Source organism: Micromonospora sp. NPDC000442, from assembly GCF_042898635.1.
Classification (GTDB): Bacteria; Actinomycetota; Actinomycetes; order Mycobacteriales; family Micromonosporaceae; genus Micromonospora.
In genome coordinates this window covers 105,172-125,009 of the sequence record NZ_JBIAYZ010000017.1, presented here as the reverse complement: position 1 = coordinate 125,009, position 19,838 = coordinate 105,172, and the positions used below count along the sequence as shown (strand labels likewise).

Below are 19,838 nucleotides of genomic sequence, written 5' to 3'. Positions count from 1 at the left end.
CACCGAACACTGGAACAGCTGACACCCCAGCTGACCGAGGAACACAACCGAAGACATTCCTCCACAGGGGGAACAAGAACCGCCGGCCGGCACCCGATCACAGGGTGCCGGCCAGCGGCATCTGCACACCGGACAGCAGACGCCCGATCAGACCACCCAGGCTGGCCCCGTCCGCGCGGAGGTCGACCAGGTCAGGCTGGGGGCAACCGTGCCCGGCGCAGGGATCAAGCCTGACCGCCCGGAGCCGGGCACGGTCGCCCCCAGCCCAAACCCGCAACCACCCAGCAAGCCAACCCCAGCCCAAACCCGCAACCACCCAGCAAGCCGAAGCCGAACACCCCCAGGGCAACAGCTCAGGTCAGCCCAGCCAACCCCAGTGCCTCGACCACGTCACCGACCACGACCACAGCCGGTGGACGCAGCCCCTCGGCGGTCACCGCGTCGGCCACCTCGCCGAGCGTCGAGCGGATTGTCCGCTGACCACCGGTGGTGGCCTCCTGGACGACCGCAGCCGGCGTCCCCGGTGCCCGCCCGTGCGCCAGCAGCGTGCTGGCGATCGCCGGTAGGTTCTTCAGACCCATCAGGATCACAAGCGTGCCGCGCAGACCGGCCAGCGCGTCCCAGCGGACAAGTGAGTCCGGCGAATCCGGTGCGACGTGTCCGGACACCACTGTGAACTCGTGCGCCACCGACCTGTGGGTGACCGGGATGCCCGCCGCCGCCGGGGCGGCGATCGAACTGGTCACGCCCGGCACCACTGTGACCGGCACTCCGGCCGCCGCGCAGGCGAGCAGTTCCTCGCCGCCCCGGCCGAAGACGTACGGGTCGCCGCCCTTGAGCCGGACCACGAAGGCTCCGGCCAATGCCCGGTCCACCAGGATCCGGTTGATCTCCTCCTGTGTCCGGGACGGGCCGTAGGGGATCTTGGAGGCGTCAACCAGTTCCACTCCGGTGCGCAGCTCGTCCAGGAGCAGTCCGGGCACCAACCGGTCGGCGACGACCACGTCGGCCTCGCTGAGCAGTCGCCAGCCCTTCAGGGTGATCAGCTCCGGGTCGCCGGGTCCGGCACCGACCAGAAAGACCTGGCCGGTGCCGCCGGGCGCGGAGTTCAGCGGTGCCTGGGTGTCCGGCCCGGTCAACAGCGTGCCCGTCCTGGCCTGCAGGAGAGTGCGGATGGCGTCGCGGACGCTCACCGCGCGGCGTGGGTCGCCGCCGCCGTGCACCGCCACCGTGACCGGGCCGTACCGGGTCACCGCCGGGGTCCAGGCCGTCGCCGCGTTCCGGTCGTCGGCGCGTACGCAGAAGATCCGACGTGCCGCAGCCGCGGCGCTGATCTCGGCCGCCGCGGCCGGGTCGTCGATGGCGACCTGCACCAGCCAGGCACCGTCAAGATCGTCGGGGGCGAACCGGCGCGGCACCCAGCTCAGTCGCCCGGCGTCAACGTGCGCCCGCAGCGCCGGGGTGAGATCCGGTGCCACCAGCAGTACGTCCGCGCCCGCGTCCAGCAGGGCCGGGACGCGCCGCGTGGCGACCGTCCCCCCACCGACCACGACCACGCGGAGGCCGGCCAGCCGAAGCCCCAGGGGGTACGCGTTGGCACTCACGCCGCCGCCTCGCTTCGCTCACCGGCAGCACGAGACGCCACACTGCTGAACCCAACGGCTCGCTCGCTCACTTCTCGGCCACCCCGGCGGAGTCGAAGGTGGCCACCTCGTGCAGCACCCGGACCGCGCCGGTGACCACCGGCAGGGCCAGCAGCGCGCCGGTGCCTTCGCCGAGCCGCAGGCCGAGGTCGATCAGGGGGGTGAGGCCCAGTTGGCGCAGCGCGACAGTCGCGCCGGGCTCGGCGGAGCGGTGACCGGCGACCATGGCCGCCACGGCGGCCGGGGCGAAGGCCGCCGCGGCGAGCGCGGCGGAGACCGCGATCACCCCGTCCAGCAGCACCGGTACGCGGCGCGCGGCCGCACCGAGCACGAACCCGGTGAGCGCGGCGTGTTCCAGCCCACCGACGGCGGCCAGCACGCCGAGCGGGTCCGCCGGGTCGGGGGTGTGGCGACGCAGCGCGGCCCGCACCACCTCGATTTTGTGCTGGTAGGTGGGGTCGTCGACGCCGGTGCCCCGGCCGGTGGTCTCGGCGGCGTCCACACCGGTGAAGGCGGCGATGAGCGCGGCGGCCGGGGTGGTGTTGGCGATCCCCATGTCGCCGGTGAGCAGAATGCCGACCCCCGCGTCGACAAGTTCCTCGGCGATGCTGATGCCGACCTCGACCGCTGCCCGCGCCTCGTCCCGGGTCATCGCCGCGGTGACGGTCATGTCCCGGGTACCGCGTCGGACCGACGCGTCGACCAGTTGGGGTACGTCCGGTCCGGCCGCGCGGTCGAGAGGACCGGCACCGGCCGCGCCGTCGAGAGGGCCCGCAGCGTCCGGGTCGTCGACGCCAGCCGCGCCCGATGGATCGGGCACCGGCAGCGGGGCTGCCACGCCGACGTCGATCACCGTCACCGAGGCGCCCGCCTGCCGGGCGAAGGCGTTGACCACCGCTCCACCGGCCAGGAAGTTGGCGACCATCTGCCCGGTGACCTCCTGCGGCCAGGGACTGACCCGCTGGGCGTGTACGCCATGGTCACCGGCGAAGATCGCCACCGCCGCCGGGTCGGGCACCGGTGGCGGGCAGCTGCCGGCCAGGCCGGCGAGACGTACGGACAGCTCCTCCAGGGCGCCGAGCGAGCCCGCGGGCTTGGTCAGGCGTGCCTGCAACTGCCGCGCTGCGGTCATCGCCGGCTCGTCGAGCGGGCCGATGGCCGCGATGGTGTTCTCCAGCATCATGCCTCCATGATCTCGGCCAGCACCTCGATGAACGCGTCGGTGGTCACCCGATCCCGAACTGCGATCCGGAGCCAGTCGGAGCCGAGCCCCGGAAAAGTGTCGCCCCGGCGTACCGCCCAGCCACGCGCCCGCAGCAGGTCCCGGATCCGGTCGGCGCCGGAGATCCGCACCAGCACGAAGGCGCTGGCCGGGCGGCCGGCCACGCGTACCCCGGGCAGTGCCGCAAGGCGCGCGACCAGGTGGTCGCGGTCGGCCGCGAGCTGCGCGGCGATGACCCGTTCGGCCTGGGCCGCCTCGGGGCTCGCACAGGCTTCGGCGGCGGCCAGAGCGGGGGTGGAGACCGCCCACAGCGGCTGTACGGAGGCCAGCCGGCGCAGCAGCGCGGCCTCGCCGAGCAGGTAGCCGATCCGCAGCCCGGCCAGCCCCCACGTCTTGGTGAGGCTGCGTACGACCAGCAGCCCCGGCAGGTCCCGGCGAGCGGCCAGCGATTCGGGTTCACCGGGTACCCCGGGCGTGGCGGCGGTGTCCGCGAACGCCTCGTCGACCACGAGTACGCGTCCGGGGCGGGCGAGTGCGGCGAGGTCGGCGGCGGGGTGCAGCACGGAGGTGGGATTCGTCGGGTTGCCGATGACCACCAGGTCGGCGTCGGTGGGTATCCGCTCCGGGTGCAGCCGGAAACCGTCCGCCGGGTCGAGCAGCACCCGCCGCACGGTGTGCCCGGCTGCCCGCAGCGCGGCCTCCGGCTCGGTGAACTGCGGGTGCACCACCACCGGTCGGCGTAGCCCGCGCAGTGCCTGTGCGAGTAGCACGAAGCCCTCGGCGGCACCGGCGGTGAGCAGCACCTCCTCCGGCGGCCGGCGGTGCCGGGCGGCCACGGCGGCGCGGGCCGGGCGTGGGTCTGGGTACGCGGCGAGGTCAGTCATCGACGCGGTGATGGACCCGGCCAGCCAGGGCGGCAGTGGGGCGCGTCGCACGTTGACGGCGAGGTCGACCAGGCCCGCGGCGACCTCGGCGTCACCGTGGTGGGCGAGATCCGGCTCGGCCACCGACGCGCTGGATCTCGTGGTCAGCTGCCCATGCATGACCGCGATCCTGCCGGGAAGGCGGCGCGGGGGACAGCGACCCGGCGGGTGGGCCACATCACCACCGATCACTTCATGAGTATTTCTCATGCACGAATCGGAAATGTCATAACTTGGCGGTGTGAGCTACCGACCCCTTGCTGCCGCTGGTCGTCTCGTTCCTCTTCTCCGTGCCGGGCTGATCGCCGGCATCGTCGTCGCCGCCGCCGCGTATCCGGTCGTCGCGGTCACCGGCATCGGCGCCAAGGCCACCGCGCACGCCGTGGAGAGCAAGACCCGACTGCTGACCACTGCCCTGCCCGCCGAGACCTCCTACCTGTACGCACCGGACGGCAAGACCGTGCTGACCATGTTCTTCGAGGAATACCGGCAGTACACCAAGCTGTCGGACATCTCGCCCAACATGCAGCAGGCCATCGTGGCCGCCGAAGACAACCGCTTCTACCAGCACCACGGCGTCGACCCGAAGGGCGTCGCCCGCGCCTTCGTGGCCAACGCCCGTTCCAGCGGGGTCTCCCAGGGAGCTTCCACGCTCACCATGCAGTACGTCCGGATGGCGCTGCGCGACAGCGCCACCACCCCGAGGGAGGTGCAGGAGGCCACGGCGCAGACCCCGACGCGCAAGATCAAGGAAATGCGCATGGCGGTCGACCTGGAGAAGGAGTTGAGCAAGGAGCAGATCCTGGAGCGGTACCTCAACTCGGCGTACTTCGGGCACCGCGCGTACGGCATCTACGCCGCCAGCGAGATCTTCTTCTCGAAGACCCCCAAGGAACTGACCGCGGTCGAGGCGGCCACCCTCGCCGGGCTGGTGAAGTCACCATCCCAGTACGACCCGGCCAGTTCCGACCAGAAGGACGCCACCGCCCGGCGCAACTACGTGCTCGACAACATGGCCCGGCTCGGCTACCTATCGCCGGACTCGGCGCAGGCCGCGAAGGGCGAGCCGATCCGGCTCCGGCTGACCTACCCACCCAACGACTGCGCCGCGGTCCCCGAGAAGTGGAACAGTTGGGGCTTCCTCTGCGACTACCTGAAGAACTGGTGGAGCGCCCAGCCGGCGTTCGGTGAGAACCCGCTCCAGCGGTTGGACAAGCTACGCCGGGGCGGCTACCGGATCGTGCTCAGCATGGACCCGAAGATCCAGACGGCGGCGGAGAAGAACGTCGGGACCCAGGGAAACACCGGCAGCCCGTTCGCCAACGGCATCGTGGTCTCCGAGCCGGGCACCGGGCGGGTCAAGGCGATGGCGGTGAACCGCACCTACTCGCTTGAGGTCGACGAGAATCCGCTCAGCTCCAACCCGGAGGCGGGTCCAGAGGTGCGGGCCAACTACCCGAACACGGTGGCGCCCCTGATGGGCGGCGGTGACCTGCCCGGGTACCAGGCAGGGTCGACGTTCAAGATGTTCCCCATGCTGGCCGCCCTCGACGCCGGCATGACCCTGAACACCACCTTCAACGCGCCACACAGCTACCGCTCCGAGATCTACGACGGCTGGCAGCCCTCAAACGCCAGCGGCGCGATGAGCGGCACCCAGACCATGTGGTCCGGCTTCGGTAAGTCGGTGAACACCTACTTCGTCTGGCTGGAGGAGCAGGTCGGGGCGGAACGGGCCGTGCGGCTCGCCGAGCAACTGGGACTGCGCTGGCGTACCGACGTGGACCGGGAGCACGCCTCCCCGGCGAAGGCCAACAAGTGGGGTGCCTTCACCCTGGGCGTCTCCGACGCCACTCCGCTGGAGATGGCCAACGCGTACGCCGCGGTCGCTGCCGACGGGCGCTACTGCGAGGCGCTGCCGGTGAACGCCATCTACAACCGGGACGGCACCCCGGCCACGTACACCACACCGGGTGGCATCGAACGTGAGGTCGCCAAGCCGCGCTGCCGCCAGGTGGTAAGCGCCGACGCGGCGCGGGCGGCCACCGACGCCGCCCGCTGCCCCACCGGCGACACCCCGGCCAAGGGCAGCTGCGGCGGCTGGTCCACGGCGGACAGCGTGCGCGGGACGGTGGGCCGCCCGGTGGCCGGTAAGACCGGTACCACGGACAGCACGCGATCCGCCTGGTTCGTCGGCTACACGCCGGAACTGGCGGCGGCCAGCTTCATCTCCGACCCCGACAATCCGTTCAACGCGGTGGGTGACGGCCAGTCGCAGATCCCGATCGCCGCGGTGTCGAACACCCTCCGCGACGCCCTGAAGGGCATACCCGTTCGGGACTTCGTCCCACCGTCGGACCGGATCGTCGGTTGACGATCAGTCTGGCTGCCCCGCGGCCGGCCCGGACGCCACCGCACCGGCCGGGTCGCCCGGCGCGACACCCGCCGGCCCGGCCGGGGCACCGCCGCCGACCCCGACCGGGACCGTGGCCGGCTCGGCCGCAGCGGCGGCCACCAGCCGCGTCGCGATCCCCGGGTACGCGGCCCAGTGCGGAACGAGCTGGGAGGCGTGTACGCCCCGCCAGATGAAACCCTCCGGCGCACCGCCCGGCCAGCTCCACGCCGGGCGCTGCCCACCCCGGGGAGTGAGCACGGCCCGGTGCTCCTTGTGCCCGGTCACCACCTCGCCCCGGACGGCGACCACACTGTCGCCCTGCGCGGTCGCCTCCCGGTAGCCGACCACCAGCCCGTCCCGCAGACTGCCGATCGCATCGAGCACCCCGCACATCGGCAGCCCGTCGAGTTCCCGGGCCAGCCAGAGCAGGCCGGCCCCCTCGGCGACCACCGGACGGCCGGTCCGGGCCAGCTCGGCGACGGCGATGCAGAGCCGCCGGTTTGCGGAGAGCTGCTCCGCGTACGACTCGGGCAGCGCCCCGCCGACCACCAGGGCCCGGGTGCCGGCCGGCAGCACCTCGTCGGCGAACGGGTCGAGCGTCGTCACCTCCGCACCGGCGGTCCGCAGCAGTTCGGCCGTCTCGGCGTGGCTGAAGCTGCCACCCGGTCCACCGAGCAGCGCCACGACCGGACGAGCGGCACCGGCGGGCAGGGCCGGGGCGGCCTCGTCGGTGGTCTGCGGCGACCATGGCTGCACGCCAAGCGCCGGTGCCGAGCGGGCCAGCCCGAGCAGCCGCTCCAGGTCGACCGTGGCGGTCACCGCCTCACCCAACCGCCGGACCGCCCGGGCGGCCTCGCCGGCACCTTCGAGCACCGGCACCACGCCGTGCCGACGGGACGGCAGCACCGAGGGCAGATCCTGCCGGCGCAGCGCGCCGTAGACCGGAATGCCGATGTCGTCGAGCGCCTCACGCAGCAGCGCCTCGTGTCGGGCGGAGGCGACCCGGTTGAGGATCACACCACCGATCCACAACTGTTCGTCGTACGCCCGGAAGCCGTGCACCAGGGCGGCCACCGACTGGCCCATCGCGGCGACGTCGACCACCAGCACCACCGGGCTGCGCAGTCCGGTGGCGACGGCGGCGGTCGACTCCGTCTCGCTCCGGCCGGTCAGGCTGTCGTACAGACCCATGCTGCCCTGCACCACGGCGAGGTCCGTGCCGCCCGCACCGTGCAGCAGCAGCGGGGCGATGCGTTCGGCGCCCACCAGCCGCGGATCCAGGATGCGCCCCGGTCGGCCGCTGGCCAGCCCGAGGTACGCCGCATCTACCTGATCGGGACCGATCTTGAAGCCGGCCACCTCCAGGCCCCGGTCGGCGAACGCGGCGAGCAGGCCGATCGCCAGCGCGTTCTTGCCGTGTCCGGAGGAGGGGGCACTGAGCACCAGACGCGGCACGACGGTCATCATCGACTCCTCGCGAGCGGTCGGCGTGCCGACCGTCGGCGCGCTCCGCCCGCGTGACGATAGCTGAAGCGGACGCCGTACACGCACCCTCCGCCGTCCCGTCCGTGGCAGGTCAGGCCGTCGGTGGCGGACCGCCCCGACGCGGGCACGCTCCGCCACGGCCAGGCCGCCTCCGCCCGTCTCCGGTCGGAGCCACTGCCTGCGGCAGCCCCGGGCGACGACGGCGCACGCGCGCCGCGCCGGCTCGGGGGCAGTGGCGGCGGTCACACGGGTAATCTCGTGGCGTGTACCGGTTCCTGCTGACGCCGCGCTGGCTGGGCCTTCTCGTGCTGGCCCTGGCCGCCGCCACGGTGATGGTGCTGCTCGGCAACTGGCAGTTGGACCGCTACCACGGCCGGACCGCGATCAACGAACGCATCGACGCCGGCCTGCGGATGGACCCGGTGCCGCTGCGCGAGGCGCTGCCCGCGCCGACCGGTGGCCCCGGCACGGTCGGTGCGCCACCGGCGGCGGAACGGACCTTCACCCGGGTCACCGTGACCGGCCGGTACGACACCGACAACATCGTCCTGGTGCGGGGCCGCACGGTCGACAGTCGGGTCGGCTTCGAGGTGGTCACCCCACTGCTGCTGGCCGACGGCACCGCCGTCCTGGTGGACCGGGGTTGGATCCCGCCCGCCCCGGGTGGGGCGGTGGCACAGCCGGACGTGCCACCGACGCCGGCAGGTGAGGTGACCGTCGAGGGTCGGGTGCACGCGAGCGAGAGCGGCGACGCCAAGGTGTCCCGCCGGGCGGGCCGGTTGGAGAGCCGCCGGGTCTCCGTGCCTCAGCTCGCCGGCGAGCTGCCGTACCCGGTGCACGGCGCGTACGTGCTCCTCGACGAACAGGTGCCGGCAGCCGACCCGACGTTCCGGGCGGTGTCGATCGGCCACGCCAACAACTGGCAGAACCTCGGCTACGTCGTCCAGTGGTGGATCTTCGCGGCGATGACAGTGGTCGGCTACGGCTGGATCGCCCGGCGTGAGGCTCGCCGGATCGCCGGAGTGGTCGACGAACGCCCCCGCGACCGAGCCGCCGACTCCGGCACGCCGGCCGCGACCTGACCGCTCAGCCGGGCGGGCGACCGGCGTGGATCGCCCGGACGGCGTCGATCGTGTCGGCCTCGGCTGCCGTCTTGTCGTCCCGGTAGCGGACCACCCGGGCGAATCGCAGCGCTACCCCACCGGGATAGCGCGAACTGCTCTGCACACCGTCGAAGGCGATCTCCACGACCTGCTCGGGCCGGACCCGGACGACCCAGTCCCCGCGCTCCACCGCGAGGCCGAGGAAGCGCTCGGTCTGCCAGCGCAGCAGCTCGTCGGTTAGCCCCTTGAAGGTCTTGCCGAGCATCACGAACCCACCGGTGCCCGGGTCGCGGGCACCCAGGTGCAGGTTCGACAACCATCCGGTGCGTCGGCCGCTGCCCCACTCCACGGCGAGCACGACCAGGTCGAGGGTGTGCCGGGGCTTCACCTTGACCCAGCCGGCCCCGCGCCGTCCGGCGTCGTAGGGCGCGTCGGGCGCCTTGACCACCACGCCTTCCTGGCCCGCGTCGAGTGCGGCGGCGAAGGCCTCGCCGGCACGCTCCGGGTCGTCCACCTCCATCCGCCCGACCAGCAGCGACGCGTCGGCCGTGCCGCGCAGTGCCGCCCACCGCTCGCGGCCCGGCAGATCGATCAGATCCGCCCCGTCGAGGTGCAGCAGATCGAAGAAGTACGGCGTGAGCACGGTCTCACCGGCGCGTTCGGCCGCGGCTCGCACCGCCGGTGCGACCGGTGCCCCGGGCCCGGCGGCCCCGGCCCGGCGGGCGGCGGCACTGGACGTCTGCTGGAAGGGCAGGGGCCGGCCGGTGGCGTCCAGTCCGATGGCCTCCCCGTCGAGGACGATCTCCCGGGCGGGCAGGGTGCGCACGGCGGCGACCACCTCGGGCACCCGGGCGGTGATCTCGTCGAGGCTGCGGGAGAACACGGCGATGTCGGAACCACTGCGGTGCACCTGGATGCGGATGCCGTCGAGCTTCACGTCGACCACTGCGGGGACTCCGGTGGCGGCGAGCGCCTCGTCGACCGTGGACGCACTCTGCGCCAGCATCGGCGCCAGGGGCCGACCGACCCGCAGGCCGAACGCGGCCAACGCCGCGGCTCCGCCGCCGAGGGCGGCCACCGCCACCGCCCGCAGGTCGCCCGCGAGCAGCAGCGCCCGGCGTACGACGGCGACGGAGACCCCGGCGGCCCGGGCGATCGCGTCGGCGAGCAGACCGGCCTGTGCGCCGTGCCGCAGCTCGCCGAGGAACAGGCCGGTCAGCAGGCGCTGCTCGTCCGCGGTGGCGGCCGCGTAGAGCGCGTGCACCAGGGCCCGACGGCGAGCCTGCGAGCCCGCGCCGCGCACGGCCGCGATCTCGTCTATCGCGGCGTCGACCGCCGACACCGTCAGCGTCGGCTCGGCCGCCGGCTGCGGCAGGTCACGCAGGCTGGCCCAGCCGACGCCGGTCTGCCGCTGGCGCAGCTCGCCGGCAAGCCAACCGGAGCCCGCCGCCACCTCGGGCGGGTCGAGCTGCCGCAGGGCATCGGCGAGCAACTCCACCTTGGCCCGACGACCGCTGGTGGCGCCGACGGCCGCGGTGGTGGCAGCCAGGTCGAGGAACCGCACGACCTCATCCTGCCAGCCACCACCGACAAACCGGCGCGACCCGCGTGCGGACCCGCCAGCCACGCCACCAGGACGGCGGCCGCCGACGTCACCCGCGCCCGCCGACGTCGGCGCGGTGTCAGGCCGGGACCGGCTCCTCGATCCGCAGCCCGCGGGCACGGACACCGTCGGCGATGCGCGACAGCGACGCATCCAGGGCGACCAGGGCGGCGGACAGCTCGCCGAGCTGTTCCTTGAGCGTGTCCTCGGGCCACGCGGAGACGTCGACGTCCCCCAGAGCGATGACGGCGGCCTCCAGGCGGGCCAGAACCTCGTTCGTACGCATGTTCGAGAGGCTACAACAGCCCTGCGTCCGACACACCGGAAACGGCCACTGTAGGCACGAAGTTACGGTTTCACCCGCGACCCGCCTCAGCCACCCTGGCCAGCAGCAACGCCTCGGCCAGGCAGACCCGGGCGAACTCGCCCAGGTGCAGGCTCTCGTTCGGCCCGTGGGCCCGGGCGTGCGGGTCCTCCACCCCGGTCACCAGGATCGCCGCCTGCGGGAACATCTCCTGGAAGGTGGCGATGAACGGGATGGAGCCGCCGACGCCGATCTCCACCGCGTCGGTGCCGTCCCAGGCGGTACGGAAGGCCGACCGGGCCGCGTCGAACATCGGGCCGCTGGCGTCGATGACGCAGGGGGCGCCGTCGTGCTCGAAGGTCACCTCGACCTGGGCCCCCCACGGCGCGTACTTCTCCAGGTGGGCGCGGAGCGCCGCGTACGCCTGCTTCGGTTCGTCGCCCGGCGCCAGGCGTACGCTCAGCTTGGCCTTGGCCGCCGGAACCAGCGCGTTCGGCGCCTCGCCGGTGGTCGGGGCGTCGATGCCGAGCACGGCGAGCGCCGGCTTGGTCCACAACCGGTCGGTGATCCGGCCGGTGCCGAACAACCGCACGCCCTCGGCCAGCCCGGCCTCGGCCCGGAACCGGTCCTCGGGGTAGTCGACGCGGGCCGCCTCCCGGCCGACCAGACCGGCCACCGCCACATTCCCGGCGTCGTCGTGCAGCGTGGCGAGCAGCCGGACCAGGGTGGTGAGCGCGTCCGGGACGGCACCGCCGAACATGCCGCTGTGCACGGCGTGGTCCAGCGTGCGCACCTCGACGAAGCAGTTGACGATGCCGCGCAACGACGTGGTCAGCGCCGGTACGCCGACGTCCCAGTTGGTCGAGTCGGCGATCACGATGACGTCGGCGGCGAGCTTGTCCCGGTGCTCGGCGAGCAGGCGCTCCAGGGAGTCGGAGCCGTACTCCTCCTCCCCCTCGACGAACACGACCACGCCGACCGGCAGCCGGTCACCGTACGCGCGTAGCGCCGCGACGTGCGCCATGATGCCGGCCTTGTCGTCGGCGGCACCCCGCCCGTACAGCCGGCCGTCCCGCTCGACCGGCTCGAACGGGTCGGACTCCCACAAACTCGGATCGCCGATCGGCTGCACGTCGTGGTGGGCGTAGAGCATCACCGTCGGCGCACCGGGTGGTGCCGCCTTCCGGCCGATCACCGCGGGCTGACCACCGGCCCGCGCCACCTCCACGTCGAGGCCGCAGCCGCGCAGCAACTCGGCCACCGCCTCGGCGGACCGATCCACGTGCGCGTGATCGAAGCCTTCGAAGGCGATACCGGGGATGCGGACGAGGCGCTCCAGGTCGGCCCGTACGCCGGGCAGTTCCCGGGTGACGGCCTCCCGCAGGTCGGACTCGGTCATGATCGGTGTGGTCATGACCGGCATCGTATGCCGGCCTTACCGGACGGCGCGGCCGGCGTGGCGAGTCGGACCACCACCGCAGCCCCGGACCGACGCGCGCACAGCACCGTCGACGCGGGTCGACGTCAGCCGGCGGTTGTTCGGTGTCGTCAGCCGCGTCGGCAGTAGTAGCGCTCGGCGGCGTGCGGCAGGGCGGGTGCGCCGTCGACGATCAGGTCGGCGCGCGCCTCGGTGTCGTCGGCGACGAAGTGGGTGCGTTCGGTGACATGCCAGCGACGCAGCTCCGGCAGGATCGTCGGGCCGTCGCGGGCCACCGCCCGGTTCAGCCGCAGCGGCTGCGGGGCGGTGACGAAGACCGTCAGGGTCAGGTCCGCCACGGCGGTTGTCCGGGCCGCGCTGACCCCCTCCACGATCAGCACCGGCGTCACCGGGACCGGCACCGGCGTGGGCAGGAAGTGCCGTCGCACCCAGCTGTACCGTCGGTAGGCACCGGCCTGCCCGGCACGGACCGGCGCCAGCACCTGCTCCTCCAGCCGGTCCCAGAAGTTGAGCTGGTCATCCCACCCGTTGAGCAGGTCGTCGGTGTGCACCACCGGTGGCCGGGCCGCATCGGGCGTCTCACCGGCGAGTGCGTCGGCCAGGCGAGCGGCGAAGACGGTCTTGCCGGCGCCACTGGGCCCGTCGATAGCCACCAGCCGGGTACGCCCCAACCGGGCCGGCCCCGCCAGCACCCGTCGAGCCAGTCCGGCATACGCCTCGAAGACCACCACCACGGACACCGACGTTACCGATCGGGTTGTCCGGGCCACTTCGGACCGCACACCCGCGCACCGAGCGGCATGCTCGTGGCGTGTCCCATTCCGTGATGAGTCCCGGCGTCGAGGCGTTGCTGGAACAGGCCCGCGCGGGCATGACCCGGTTGACCCCGCAGGAGACGGTGCAGGCCGCGAGCCGGGGTGCACTCCTGATCGACACGCGCACCGACGCGCAGCGTCGGGAACAGGGCGACCTGCCCGGCGTCATCGTGATCGACCGGACGGTGCTGGAGTGGCGACTCGACCCGGCCAGCGACTGGCGGATACCCGAGGCCACCGGGTACGACCTTGAGATCGTCGTGATGTGCCGCCAGGGTTACAGCTCCAGCCTCGCCGCCGCGAGCCTGCGTGCCCTGGGCCTGCACCGGGCGACCGACATGATCGGCGGGGTGGAGGCGTGGCGGTCGGCCGGCCTGCCCTTCTCCGACCAGTCCGCCGACGTCCGTCCCTGAGCCGGGGCGGCCGGCGGGAGGACCCGCTCAGGGCGCCATCAACGACAACGCCTGCTCCGCGTAGGTGACCAGCAGCGCTTCCGTCTCGGCCTCGTCGGGCACCTCGGTTGCCGTGGACACCAGATTGAGCATCACGGAGATCTCGCCGCGCGCCACGTGCAGCGTCGCATGACGTGCCGCCACCGGTTCGGGAAGATCGAGAATCTCCAACCCCTCGTCGATCGGCAGGATCCATATCCAGGCGCCGTCACCGAGTTGCGGCACCTCGTGCCAGGTGCCACGAGCCTGCGGCTTCGGTTGCCGGGGCAGCCTTTCCCGGGCTCGCTCCGGGGATTCGGCGAGCGACGCGGACACGGTGAGGACGTGCATGGAGATCGGGTCCCGCAGGCTCGCCCCGAGCGTGCACTTGCTCATGCGACGGTCCGGCCGTGGCGGCCACTCGCGTGTCTTCGGGGTGCCGCCGTTCAAGGCGACCAGCGGCTGCGGGTCCAGTTGCGCACACAACTCCTCGACCAGGTGGTACCCGGTCTGGGGTGCCGGCGGGGCGGCCGGTTCGGAGGAGGAGGGGGCGCAACCGGCCAGGAGGGCGGCGAGCAGCACCGGCGGCAGCACAGCGGCCCGGCGCTGACGGACGAGCAACGTCACGGCGAGATCCTGCCATGACTGGGCCGTACAGATCAGCCCGGTGGGGCACCAGGAGGGACGAATGGTAGGTCGGTCGGGGGGCCGTCTTCGATGAGCCGCCGCAGGGCGTCCGTGTCCAGGTGCTCCTCGACCAGGTCACCGAGCAGGTCGAGATTGCGTTCACGGGCGGCGGCGAAGGACGTGTCCGGCGCGACCCGGAATCCGGTACGGCCGGCGAGGTGGGCCGCCCGGGTGAGGAACCAGCGGCGGAACTCGTCGGACTCGAACGTGCCGTGCCAGTGGGTGCCGTGCACGACGCCGTGCATGGCGCCCTCTTCGGCACCACCGGTGTACCGCAGCAGCGGGGTCAGTTGCGGGTCGGCGGTCGAGACGTACCCGTGGTGGATTTCGTAGCCGTGGACCGGAACGGCACCGTCGGCGCTGCCCACCGCCGGTCGGACGGTCTTGCTGCGGTCGAAGGTGATCTCGATGGGGAGCAGGCCGAGCCCGGGCACGCTGCCCTGCCGGCTCTCCACCGGGTCGTGGATGGCGCGGGCCAGCATCTGGTAGCCGCCGCAGATGCCGAGCACCGGACGGCCCGCCGCCACGTGCGCGGTGACGGCGTCGGCGAGACCCGTCTCCCGCAGCCAGGCCAGGTCGGCCACGGTCGACTTCGAGCCGGGTAGCACCACCAGGTCGGCGGCGGCCAGTTCGGCCGGCTCGACGGTCAGCCGCACCCGCACCCCCGGCTCGGTCGCCAACGCCTCGACGTCGGTGGCGTTGCTGATTCGGGGTAGCCGCAGGACGGCCACGTCAAGCCACTCGGTGCCGCGCGGCGCGGCCGGGCGACCGAGAACCCGGCCGTAGGCCAGCGAATCCTCCGCATCCAGCCACAGGTCCAGCGCCCACGGCAGTACCCCGTATGTCGGGCGACCGGTGAGCTGGCGCAGCATCGCCAGCCCGGGAGCGAGCAGGCCCAGGTCACCCCGGAACTTGTTGACCACGAAGCCGGCGAGCAGGGCCTGGTCGGCGGGGTCGAGCAGGGCGAGGGTGCCGAACATGGCGGCGAACACGCCACCCCGGTCGATGTCACCGATGACGATGGTGGGCAGCCGCGCGTGCCGGGCCAGCCCCATGTTCACATAGTCGCCGTCGCGTAGGTTGATCTCTGCAGGGCTGCCGGCACCCTCGCAGATGACCACGTCGTACTCCGACCGGAGCTCGGCCAGGGCCGCGTAGGCGGTCTCGGCGAGCCGCGGACGCAGGGTTCGGAAGGTACCGGCGGTGATCGTGTCGACGGCCTGACCGAGCAGCACCACCTGGCTGGCCAGGTCGCTGCCGGGCTTGAGCAGCACCGGGTTGAACCTCAGGTCCGGGGCGAGCCCACAGGCCGCCGCCTGCATCGCCTGGGCTCGGCCGATCTCGCCGCCCCGACCGTCCGGCCCGAGCACCACGGCGGAGTTGTTCGACATGTTCTGCGCCTTGAAGGGCGCCACCTTCACACCGCGCCGGTGCAGCCATCGACAGATGCCGGCGGTGAGCACACTCTTGCCGGCGTCCGAGGTCGTACCGGCCACCAGCAGCCCACCGCTCACCGACCGCTCCGGTGGCGGACCGGTCGAATTGCGCGCAGCGGTCCGAGAGTCGGCAGCGATCGAACGGTCGGCAGCGGCCCGAGGGCCCGGAGCGGTCGGACCGTCCGGCGGGAAGCGGCGCCGATCAGTCGGCCCACGGTCAACGGGTACGCCGCCGCGAGACCGAGCGTCGCCAGCCCGACGGCCCGGGAGATCCGGGCGGCCCGGGCCAGGTGCCGAGCCTCAGGACGTGGCCCGTCACCGAGAAACGGACGCACCTCCGTACGGCCGAAGTACACGTTGCGTCCGCCCAGGCGTACGCCCAACGCGCCGGCCATCGCCGCCTCGCACTGCCCGGCGTTGGGGCTCGGATGGTCGTCGCGGTCCCGCCGCCACACCCGCCAGGCCCGTTCCCGGTCTCCCCTGCCGGCCGGCGCCAGAGCCACGGTCAGCAGCCCGGTCAGCCGCGCGGGCACCAGGTTGAGCAGGTCGTCCAAGCGGGCGGCGGGCGTACCGAAGCGGGCGTAGCGGACATTACGCTGGCCGACCATCGCGTCGAGCGTGTTCGCCGCGCGGTAGCCGAGCAGGCCGGGCAGCCCGGCGACCGCGCCCCAGACCAGTGGGGCGACCACCGCGTCAGAGGTGTTCTCCGCCACCGATTCCACCGTCGCACGTGCGAGTTCGGGCTCGTCGAGCGTCGACGGATCCCGTCCGCAGAGATGCCCGAGCCGCTGGCGCGCGGCCGGCAGGTCACCACCGCGCAGTGACCGGCCCATCGTCTTCGCCTCGTGGCGCAGGCTGCGCCCGCCCAGCGCCGCCCAGGTGCCGGCGGCGACCAGCGCGGCACGGGCAACCGGCCGGTGCCGGGTGCCGACGGTGGCGGCCACACCCATCACCACCGGCGCACCGACGCAGAGCGCGGTGAAGACCCCACCGGCCAGTCGGTCCGGACGGTAGAGACGACGTTCCAGGGCGGCGGCGGCCCGGCCGAACCCGGCCACCGGGTGGCCCCGGCGTGGGTCACCGAACAGTGCGTCCAGCGCGTAACCCGCGACGAGTCCCGTCGCGTTCGCCACCGCACCCGCGTGTCGCACGGCATGTCACCCCCGGGCGGTCAGCCTAGCCGAGCCGAGCACCCGGATCGGCCCGGCGGACCCGCTCCCCCGAGTGCCGCCACGATGGGCTGGCGGGTGACCGGGCACGTTCACCGGCCCGGTCACCTGATCACCAGTGGCGAGGAGCACACCCTCAGGCGCGTGCCGACCACCCAGCCCCAGGGGCCAACCTCCGCACCTCGTCAGACCGGCTGTGGCAGCCGTCCGCGCCCTCGACGACCACGCCCGGTCGCGGCATCGCCCACCCCCGATTCCTCCGGGCGCACCGCCAACTCGGCCTCGGTCTCGGTGGCATCGGCGGACACCGGGGCCAGTTCGCCGGAGTCGGCGAATTCGCCCAACTCCCCCGTCGACAGCTGGTCGTCGCCCGACGACTCGGACCCGCCCGCCGAACCCGGGTCGAATCCGTCGAGCCGACCTGAGTCGAGGTTGCCGGCGGGACCAGCGTCGAAGCCGGACATGTCGGGCAACTCGAAGTCGTCGTCGACCGGGCGGTGGTCGGGCCGGGCCGGTGCCTCGTCGTCCGGCACCGGCTCGGTCGGTTCCCCGTGCACCCGCCGCTCCGCGTCGGCGTCGGAGACCGTGCTGGTGGTCAGGGTGGGCCGGTTGCGCAGGAACCTCCCGCGCCCCCGGGACAGGTCGTGCCCGACCGCGACGGCCTCCAACTCGTACAGGGTGCGGTGGTTGCCCGCGTCGTCGACCCAGTCACGGGTGTAGAGCCGACCACAGACCACCACCGGGTCGCCGACCATCACCGAGGCGGCGACTCCCTCGGCGAGCTTGCGCCAGCAGTTGACGCGTACCCGCAGGCTGTTGCCGTCGACCCAGCGCCCGCTGTCGCGGTCGAGGCGTCGGGCGGTCGAGGCGACCTTGAAGTTGGCCACCAAGGTGTTGCTCTGGGCGGTGCGGCGCCACTCCGGCGCGGTAAGAACATTTCCGACAATCGTCATATAAGTGTCAAACATCGTCCCTCCTTCAAGGTTCGGGGCGTGGCTAAGGCGAGTCGACTCGGCACCGAGCCTGCCGCCCGTAGCTCGCTCCGGACAGCCCAGAAGGCGGCACCTGTGGACGACCGGGCCACCTGTGGACAAACACCTGATCAAGGTCCCTATGTGGTAGGCCGATCGCCCCTGACCCGCTGACCGGCCGGCCACCGATGATCAATGGGAAGCGGAAATGGTCACGTTCCGGACGGAGCCGACCTGGGTAGGGATCTCTGTAAGCGCACCCGTGAGCACGACGTCGAACGAAAGGTCAGCGATCATGATGATGACCGGCACCCGTTCCACCCGCCTTACCGGGCAGGTGCGGCGATGAGCGCCGTGCAGAACCCCGCCACCGTGGCCAAGTGCCTCCGGCTGGGCGCGGGCTTCTCCGACCGGGAGCGGAACCGCATCGTCGAGCAGTTCACCACGCTCGACGCCCGGCTGGCCGGCTTCCACGCCGACGCTACCGACATGGAGCTGTCGGTGAAGGACCGGGAGGCCAAGGGCCAGAAGGTCACCCTGGAATGCTGGATCGCCGGCCGGCAACGGGTCGTCGCGACCTCGACCGAGGAGGATCTGCACGCCGCGCTCAACGACGTCCGCGACGACCTGCGTCGCCAGTTGAACGATGCGAAGACCCGGCAGGAGCCCCGCAACAACAAGCACCTGCGGGTCAATGAACCGCCCGGCCCGGCCGCGCCGACCGACGAGTTGGCCGGCGCCGGGACGACCGACGAGAGGTGACCGCGTGGCCGGGCGGTGGAAGGGCCCGGCCGACGCGCCGCCGTGGAGGTGAACGACATGCCCAACGTGCAGCAGCCCGAGATGCGCCGCAGCGGAGAGACCCGACTGGTCCAGGACAGTGACGGCCCGATCGAGGGCGGTACGTCCTCGGCCCGACGGGAGCACCGCTCGGTGCCGGTCGACCAGGTGTCGCCGTACGGTCCCGATCGTGGACGGGCCTCGACCTCACACGAGCCCTCCGGCCGAGAGGCCGTGGGCGACTGACAGCGGGTAGCCCTCGTCCGCCGGGTGCGGGCGGGCGGGGGCTACCGCCCGGTAGCCAGCCGCAGTACCGTCGGTGGGGTGGAACCGGACGTGCTTGGCCCGCCCTACGAGCGGCAGATCATCGACCTGGGCGGGGACGACGAGGGTCCGGTGGTGGCGACGCTGGTCCGCCGCAGGTCGGAGCGCCCTACCGGGCGCGCCGTGCTCTACGTGCACGGCTTCGTCGACTATTTCTTTCAGACCCACGTGGCCGACTTCTTCGCCGCGCGTGGCTGGGACTTCTACGCTCTCGACCTGCGCAAGTACGGTCGTAGTCTGCTGCCGCACCAGACCCCGAACTTCTGCCGCGACCTCGGCGACTACTTCCCCGAGCTGGACGCCGCCGCACGGATCATCCGGGATGAGGACGGGCACGACACCCTGCTGGCCATGGGCCACTCCACCGGCGGCCTGATCATCTCACTGTGGGCCAACGACCGCCGTGACGCCGGGCTGGTCGACGGGCTTGTCCTGAACAGCCCCTTCTTCGACCTCAACGCTCCCTGGTTCGTGCGGCGACCCCTCGCGGCCGCCGTCGCACGCCTCGGCCGCAGGGCGCCGCACCGCATCCTCCCGTTCGGGCTCGGCACCGTGTACGGCGAGAGCCTGCACGCCGATCATCGCGGCGAGTGGACGTACGACCTGTCCTGGAAGCCGCTTGCCGGTTTCCCCGTCCGGGCCGGCTGGCTGGACGCCATCCGCACCGGTCAGCGGCGGCTGCGCGCCGGACTGGACATCCCCGTGCCGGTGCTGCTCGCCTGTTCGACCCGGTCGTTCCGAGGCACGAAGTGGCAGGACGCGGCAACCCTGGCCGACGCCGTCCTCGACGTCGAACACATGGTCCGCTGGGCACCCCGGCTCGGCCAGCACGTCACCCTGTCCCGCTTCGACGGCGGCCTGCACGACCTCACGCTCTCCGGCCCCGCCGTACGCGAGAAGGTCTTCGCCGAGGTCGGCCGGTGGGCCGAAGCCTTCCTCGGCGCCGGACCGACGAGCACCCGCCCGGCCCCGCCGCAGCCCCGGCCCCCGGCCGAGGAGCAACAACCGGCGGCGGAAAGCCGCTCCGCCGCGGACGCCTGAACCTCGCCGACACCCCCGTCGCCGGGCCGACCCGCCAGTGACGACGCCGGCCCTCACCACCCGTTCCA

The 19,838-nt window shown here is 72.8% G+C and carries 18 protein-coding genes; 6 read left to right on the top strand and 12 right to left on the bottom strand.

Annotated elements, in window-relative coordinates:
* Window positions 1-353 precede the first annotated feature (353 nt).
* The 3 genes from cobA to cobC all read right to left on the bottom strand — a co-directional run bounded on the left by cobA (window position 354) and on the right by cobC (window position 3,908).
* Window positions 354-1,604, bottom strand: coding sequence for a uroporphyrinogen-III C-methyltransferase (gene cobA, locus ACFY2A_RS24090; protein ID WP_387174728.1), 1,251 nt, complete (start codon window positions 1,602-1,604; stop codon window positions 354-356).
* Window positions 1,605-1,671: 67 nt separating this feature from the next.
* On the bottom strand, window positions 1,672-2,823 hold the full coding sequence (locus tag ACFY2A_RS24085) for a nicotinate-nucleotide--dimethylbenzimidazole phosphoribosyltransferase (RefSeq protein ID WP_387174749.1): 1,152 nt from the start codon (window positions 2,821-2,823) through the stop codon (window positions 1,672-1,674).
* Window positions 2,823-3,908 (bottom strand): Rv2231c family pyridoxal phosphate-dependent protein CobC, encoded by a 1,086-nt coding sequence (gene cobC / locus ACFY2A_RS24080; protein ID WP_387174726.1) that lies wholly within the window; start codon window positions 3,906-3,908, stop codon window positions 2,823-2,825. Before cobC ends, ACFY2A_RS24085 begins: the two co-directional genes overlap by 1 nt.
* A gap of 121 nt (window positions 3,909-4,029) precedes the next feature.
* Between cobC and ACFY2A_RS24075 the strand changes: the two genes are divergently transcribed.
* Window positions 4,030-6,162, top strand: coding sequence for a transglycosylase domain-containing protein (locus ACFY2A_RS24075; RefSeq protein WP_387174724.1), 2,133 nt, complete (start codon window positions 4,030-4,032; stop codon window positions 6,160-6,162).
* Between the two features lie 3 nt (window positions 6,163-6,165).
* On the opposite strand, the gene ACFY2A_RS24070 is transcribed toward ACFY2A_RS24075, so the two are convergent.
* The gene (locus ACFY2A_RS24070; protein WP_387174722.1) at window positions 6,166-7,647 is read right to left on the bottom strand and encodes a cobyrinate a,c-diamide synthase; all 1,482 of its coding nucleotides are present in this window, start codon (window positions 7,645-7,647) and stop codon (window positions 6,166-6,168) included.
* A gap of 284 nt (window positions 7,648-7,931) precedes the next feature.
* Between ACFY2A_RS24070 and ACFY2A_RS24065 the strand changes: the two genes are divergently transcribed.
* Window positions 7,932-8,750 (top strand): SURF1 family protein, encoded by an 819-nt coding sequence (locus tag ACFY2A_RS24065; RefSeq protein ID WP_363924657.1) that lies wholly within the window; start codon window positions 7,932-7,934, stop codon window positions 8,748-8,750.
* A 4-nt stretch (window positions 8,751-8,754) separates the two neighbouring features.
* On the opposite strand, the gene ACFY2A_RS24060 is transcribed toward ACFY2A_RS24065, so the two are convergent.
* From ACFY2A_RS24060 to ACFY2A_RS24045, 4 genes are all read right to left on the bottom strand, one after another.
* Entirely contained in the window at window positions 8,755-10,335 is a 1,581-nt protein-coding gene (locus tag ACFY2A_RS24060) for an ATP-dependent DNA ligase (protein WP_387174720.1), read from the bottom strand.
* A 118-nt stretch (window positions 10,336-10,453) separates the two neighbouring features.
* Window positions 10,454-10,660, bottom strand: coding sequence for a hypothetical protein (locus tag ACFY2A_RS24055; protein WP_093410448.1), 207 nt, complete (start codon window positions 10,658-10,660; stop codon window positions 10,454-10,456).
* Between the two features lie 70 nt (window positions 10,661-10,730).
* A complete protein-coding gene (locus ACFY2A_RS24050; RefSeq protein WP_387174747.1) occupies window positions 10,731-12,077 on the bottom strand; it encodes a dipeptidase in 1,347 nt (448 codons plus the stop codon).
* Window positions 12,078-12,226: 149 nt separating this feature from the next.
* Complete coding sequence (locus tag ACFY2A_RS24045; protein ID WP_387174718.1) at window positions 12,227-12,856, bottom strand: uridine kinase; 630 nt, start codon at window positions 12,854-12,856, stop codon at window positions 12,227-12,229.
* A gap of 86 nt (window positions 12,857-12,942) precedes the next feature.
* Here ACFY2A_RS24045 and ACFY2A_RS24040 point away from each other — a divergent pair, with 86 nt between their 5' ends.
* On the top strand, window positions 12,943-13,344 hold the full coding sequence (locus ACFY2A_RS24040) for a rhodanese-like domain-containing protein (protein WP_387174745.1): 402 nt from the start codon (window positions 12,943-12,945) through the stop codon (window positions 13,342-13,344).
* A 27-nt stretch (window positions 13,345-13,371) separates the two neighbouring features.
* Here ACFY2A_RS24040 and ACFY2A_RS24035 read toward each other — a convergent pair whose 3' ends face one another.
* The 4 genes from ACFY2A_RS24035 to ACFY2A_RS24020 all read right to left on the bottom strand — a co-directional run bounded on the left by ACFY2A_RS24035 (window position 13,372) and on the right by ACFY2A_RS24020 (window position 17,622).
* On the bottom strand, window positions 13,372-13,989 hold the full coding sequence (locus tag ACFY2A_RS24035; protein ID WP_387174716.1) for a hypothetical protein: 618 nt from the start codon (window positions 13,987-13,989) through the stop codon (window positions 13,372-13,374).
* A gap of 32 nt (window positions 13,990-14,021) precedes the next feature.
* Window positions 14,022-15,563: a cobyric acid synthase gene (locus ACFY2A_RS24030; protein WP_387174714.1), complete on the bottom strand. Its 1,542-nt coding sequence runs from the start codon at window positions 15,561-15,563 to the stop codon at window positions 14,022-14,024.
* A complete protein-coding gene (locus tag ACFY2A_RS24025; RefSeq protein WP_387174712.1) occupies window positions 15,560-16,636 on the bottom strand; it encodes a cobalamin biosynthesis protein in 1,077 nt (358 codons plus the stop codon). The genes ACFY2A_RS24030 and ACFY2A_RS24025 overlap by 4 nt, the downstream gene beginning before the upstream one ends.
* Window positions 16,637-16,839: 203 nt before the next feature.
* Window positions 16,840-17,622 (bottom strand): single-stranded DNA-binding protein, encoded by a 783-nt coding sequence (locus tag ACFY2A_RS24020; protein ID WP_387174710.1) that lies wholly within the window; start codon window positions 17,620-17,622, stop codon window positions 16,840-16,842.
* A 348-nt stretch (window positions 17,623-17,970) separates the two neighbouring features.
* Between ACFY2A_RS24020 and ACFY2A_RS24015 the strand changes: the two genes are divergently transcribed.
* From ACFY2A_RS24015 to ACFY2A_RS24005, 3 genes are all read left to right on the top strand, one after another.
* Window positions 17,971-18,387: an HPF/RaiA family ribosome-associated protein gene (locus ACFY2A_RS24015; protein WP_363924651.1), complete on the top strand. Its 417-nt coding sequence runs from the start codon at window positions 17,971-17,973 to the stop codon at window positions 18,385-18,387.
* 57 nt (window positions 18,388-18,444) lie between these two features.
* Window positions 18,445-18,651, top strand: coding sequence for a hypothetical protein (locus ACFY2A_RS24010; RefSeq protein WP_363924650.1), 207 nt, complete (start codon window positions 18,445-18,447; stop codon window positions 18,649-18,651).
* Between the two features lie 78 nt (window positions 18,652-18,729).
* Complete coding sequence (locus ACFY2A_RS24005) at window positions 18,730-19,770, top strand: alpha/beta hydrolase (protein ID WP_387174708.1); 1,041 nt, start codon at window positions 18,730-18,732, stop codon at window positions 19,768-19,770.
* Window positions 19,771-19,838: the final 68 nt, after the last annotated feature.

What these genes read in the sequence shown, in the direction of transcription:
- ACFY2A_RS24070 (WP_387174722.1), bottom strand. Translation starts at nt 7,647, where the DNA reads ATGACCGTCGTGCCGCGTCTGGTGCTCAGTGCCCCCTCCTCCGGACAC.
- ACFY2A_RS24040 (WP_387174745.1), top strand. Translation starts at nt 12,943, where the DNA reads ATGAGTCCCGGCGTCGAGGCGTTGCTGGAACAGGCCCGCGCGGGCATG.
- ACFY2A_RS24085 (WP_387174749.1), bottom strand. Translation starts at nt 2,823, where the DNA reads ATGCTGGAGAACACCATCGCGGCCATCGGCCCGCTCGACGAGCCGGCG.
- ACFY2A_RS24050 (WP_387174747.1), bottom strand. Translation starts at nt 12,077, where the DNA reads ATGACCGAGTCCGACCTGCGGGAGGCCGTCACCCGGGAACTGCCCGGC.
- cobC (WP_387174726.1), bottom strand. Translation starts at nt 3,908, where the DNA reads ATGCATGGGCAGCTGACCACGAGATCCAGCGCGTCGGTGGCCGAGCCG.
- ACFY2A_RS24020 (WP_387174710.1), bottom strand. Translation starts at nt 17,622, where the DNA reads ATGTTTGACACTTATATGACGATTGTCGGAAATGTTCTTACCGCGCCG.
- ACFY2A_RS24015 (WP_363924651.1), top strand. Translation starts at nt 17,971, where the DNA reads ATGAGCGCCGTGCAGAACCCCGCCACCGTGGCCAAGTGCCTCCGGCTG.
- ACFY2A_RS24055 (WP_093410448.1), bottom strand. Translation starts at nt 10,660, where the DNA reads ATGCGTACGAACGAGGTTCTGGCCCGCCTGGAGGCCGCCGTCATCGCT.
- ACFY2A_RS24010 (WP_363924650.1), top strand. Translation starts at nt 18,445, where the DNA reads ATGCCCAACGTGCAGCAGCCCGAGATGCGCCGCAGCGGAGAGACCCGA.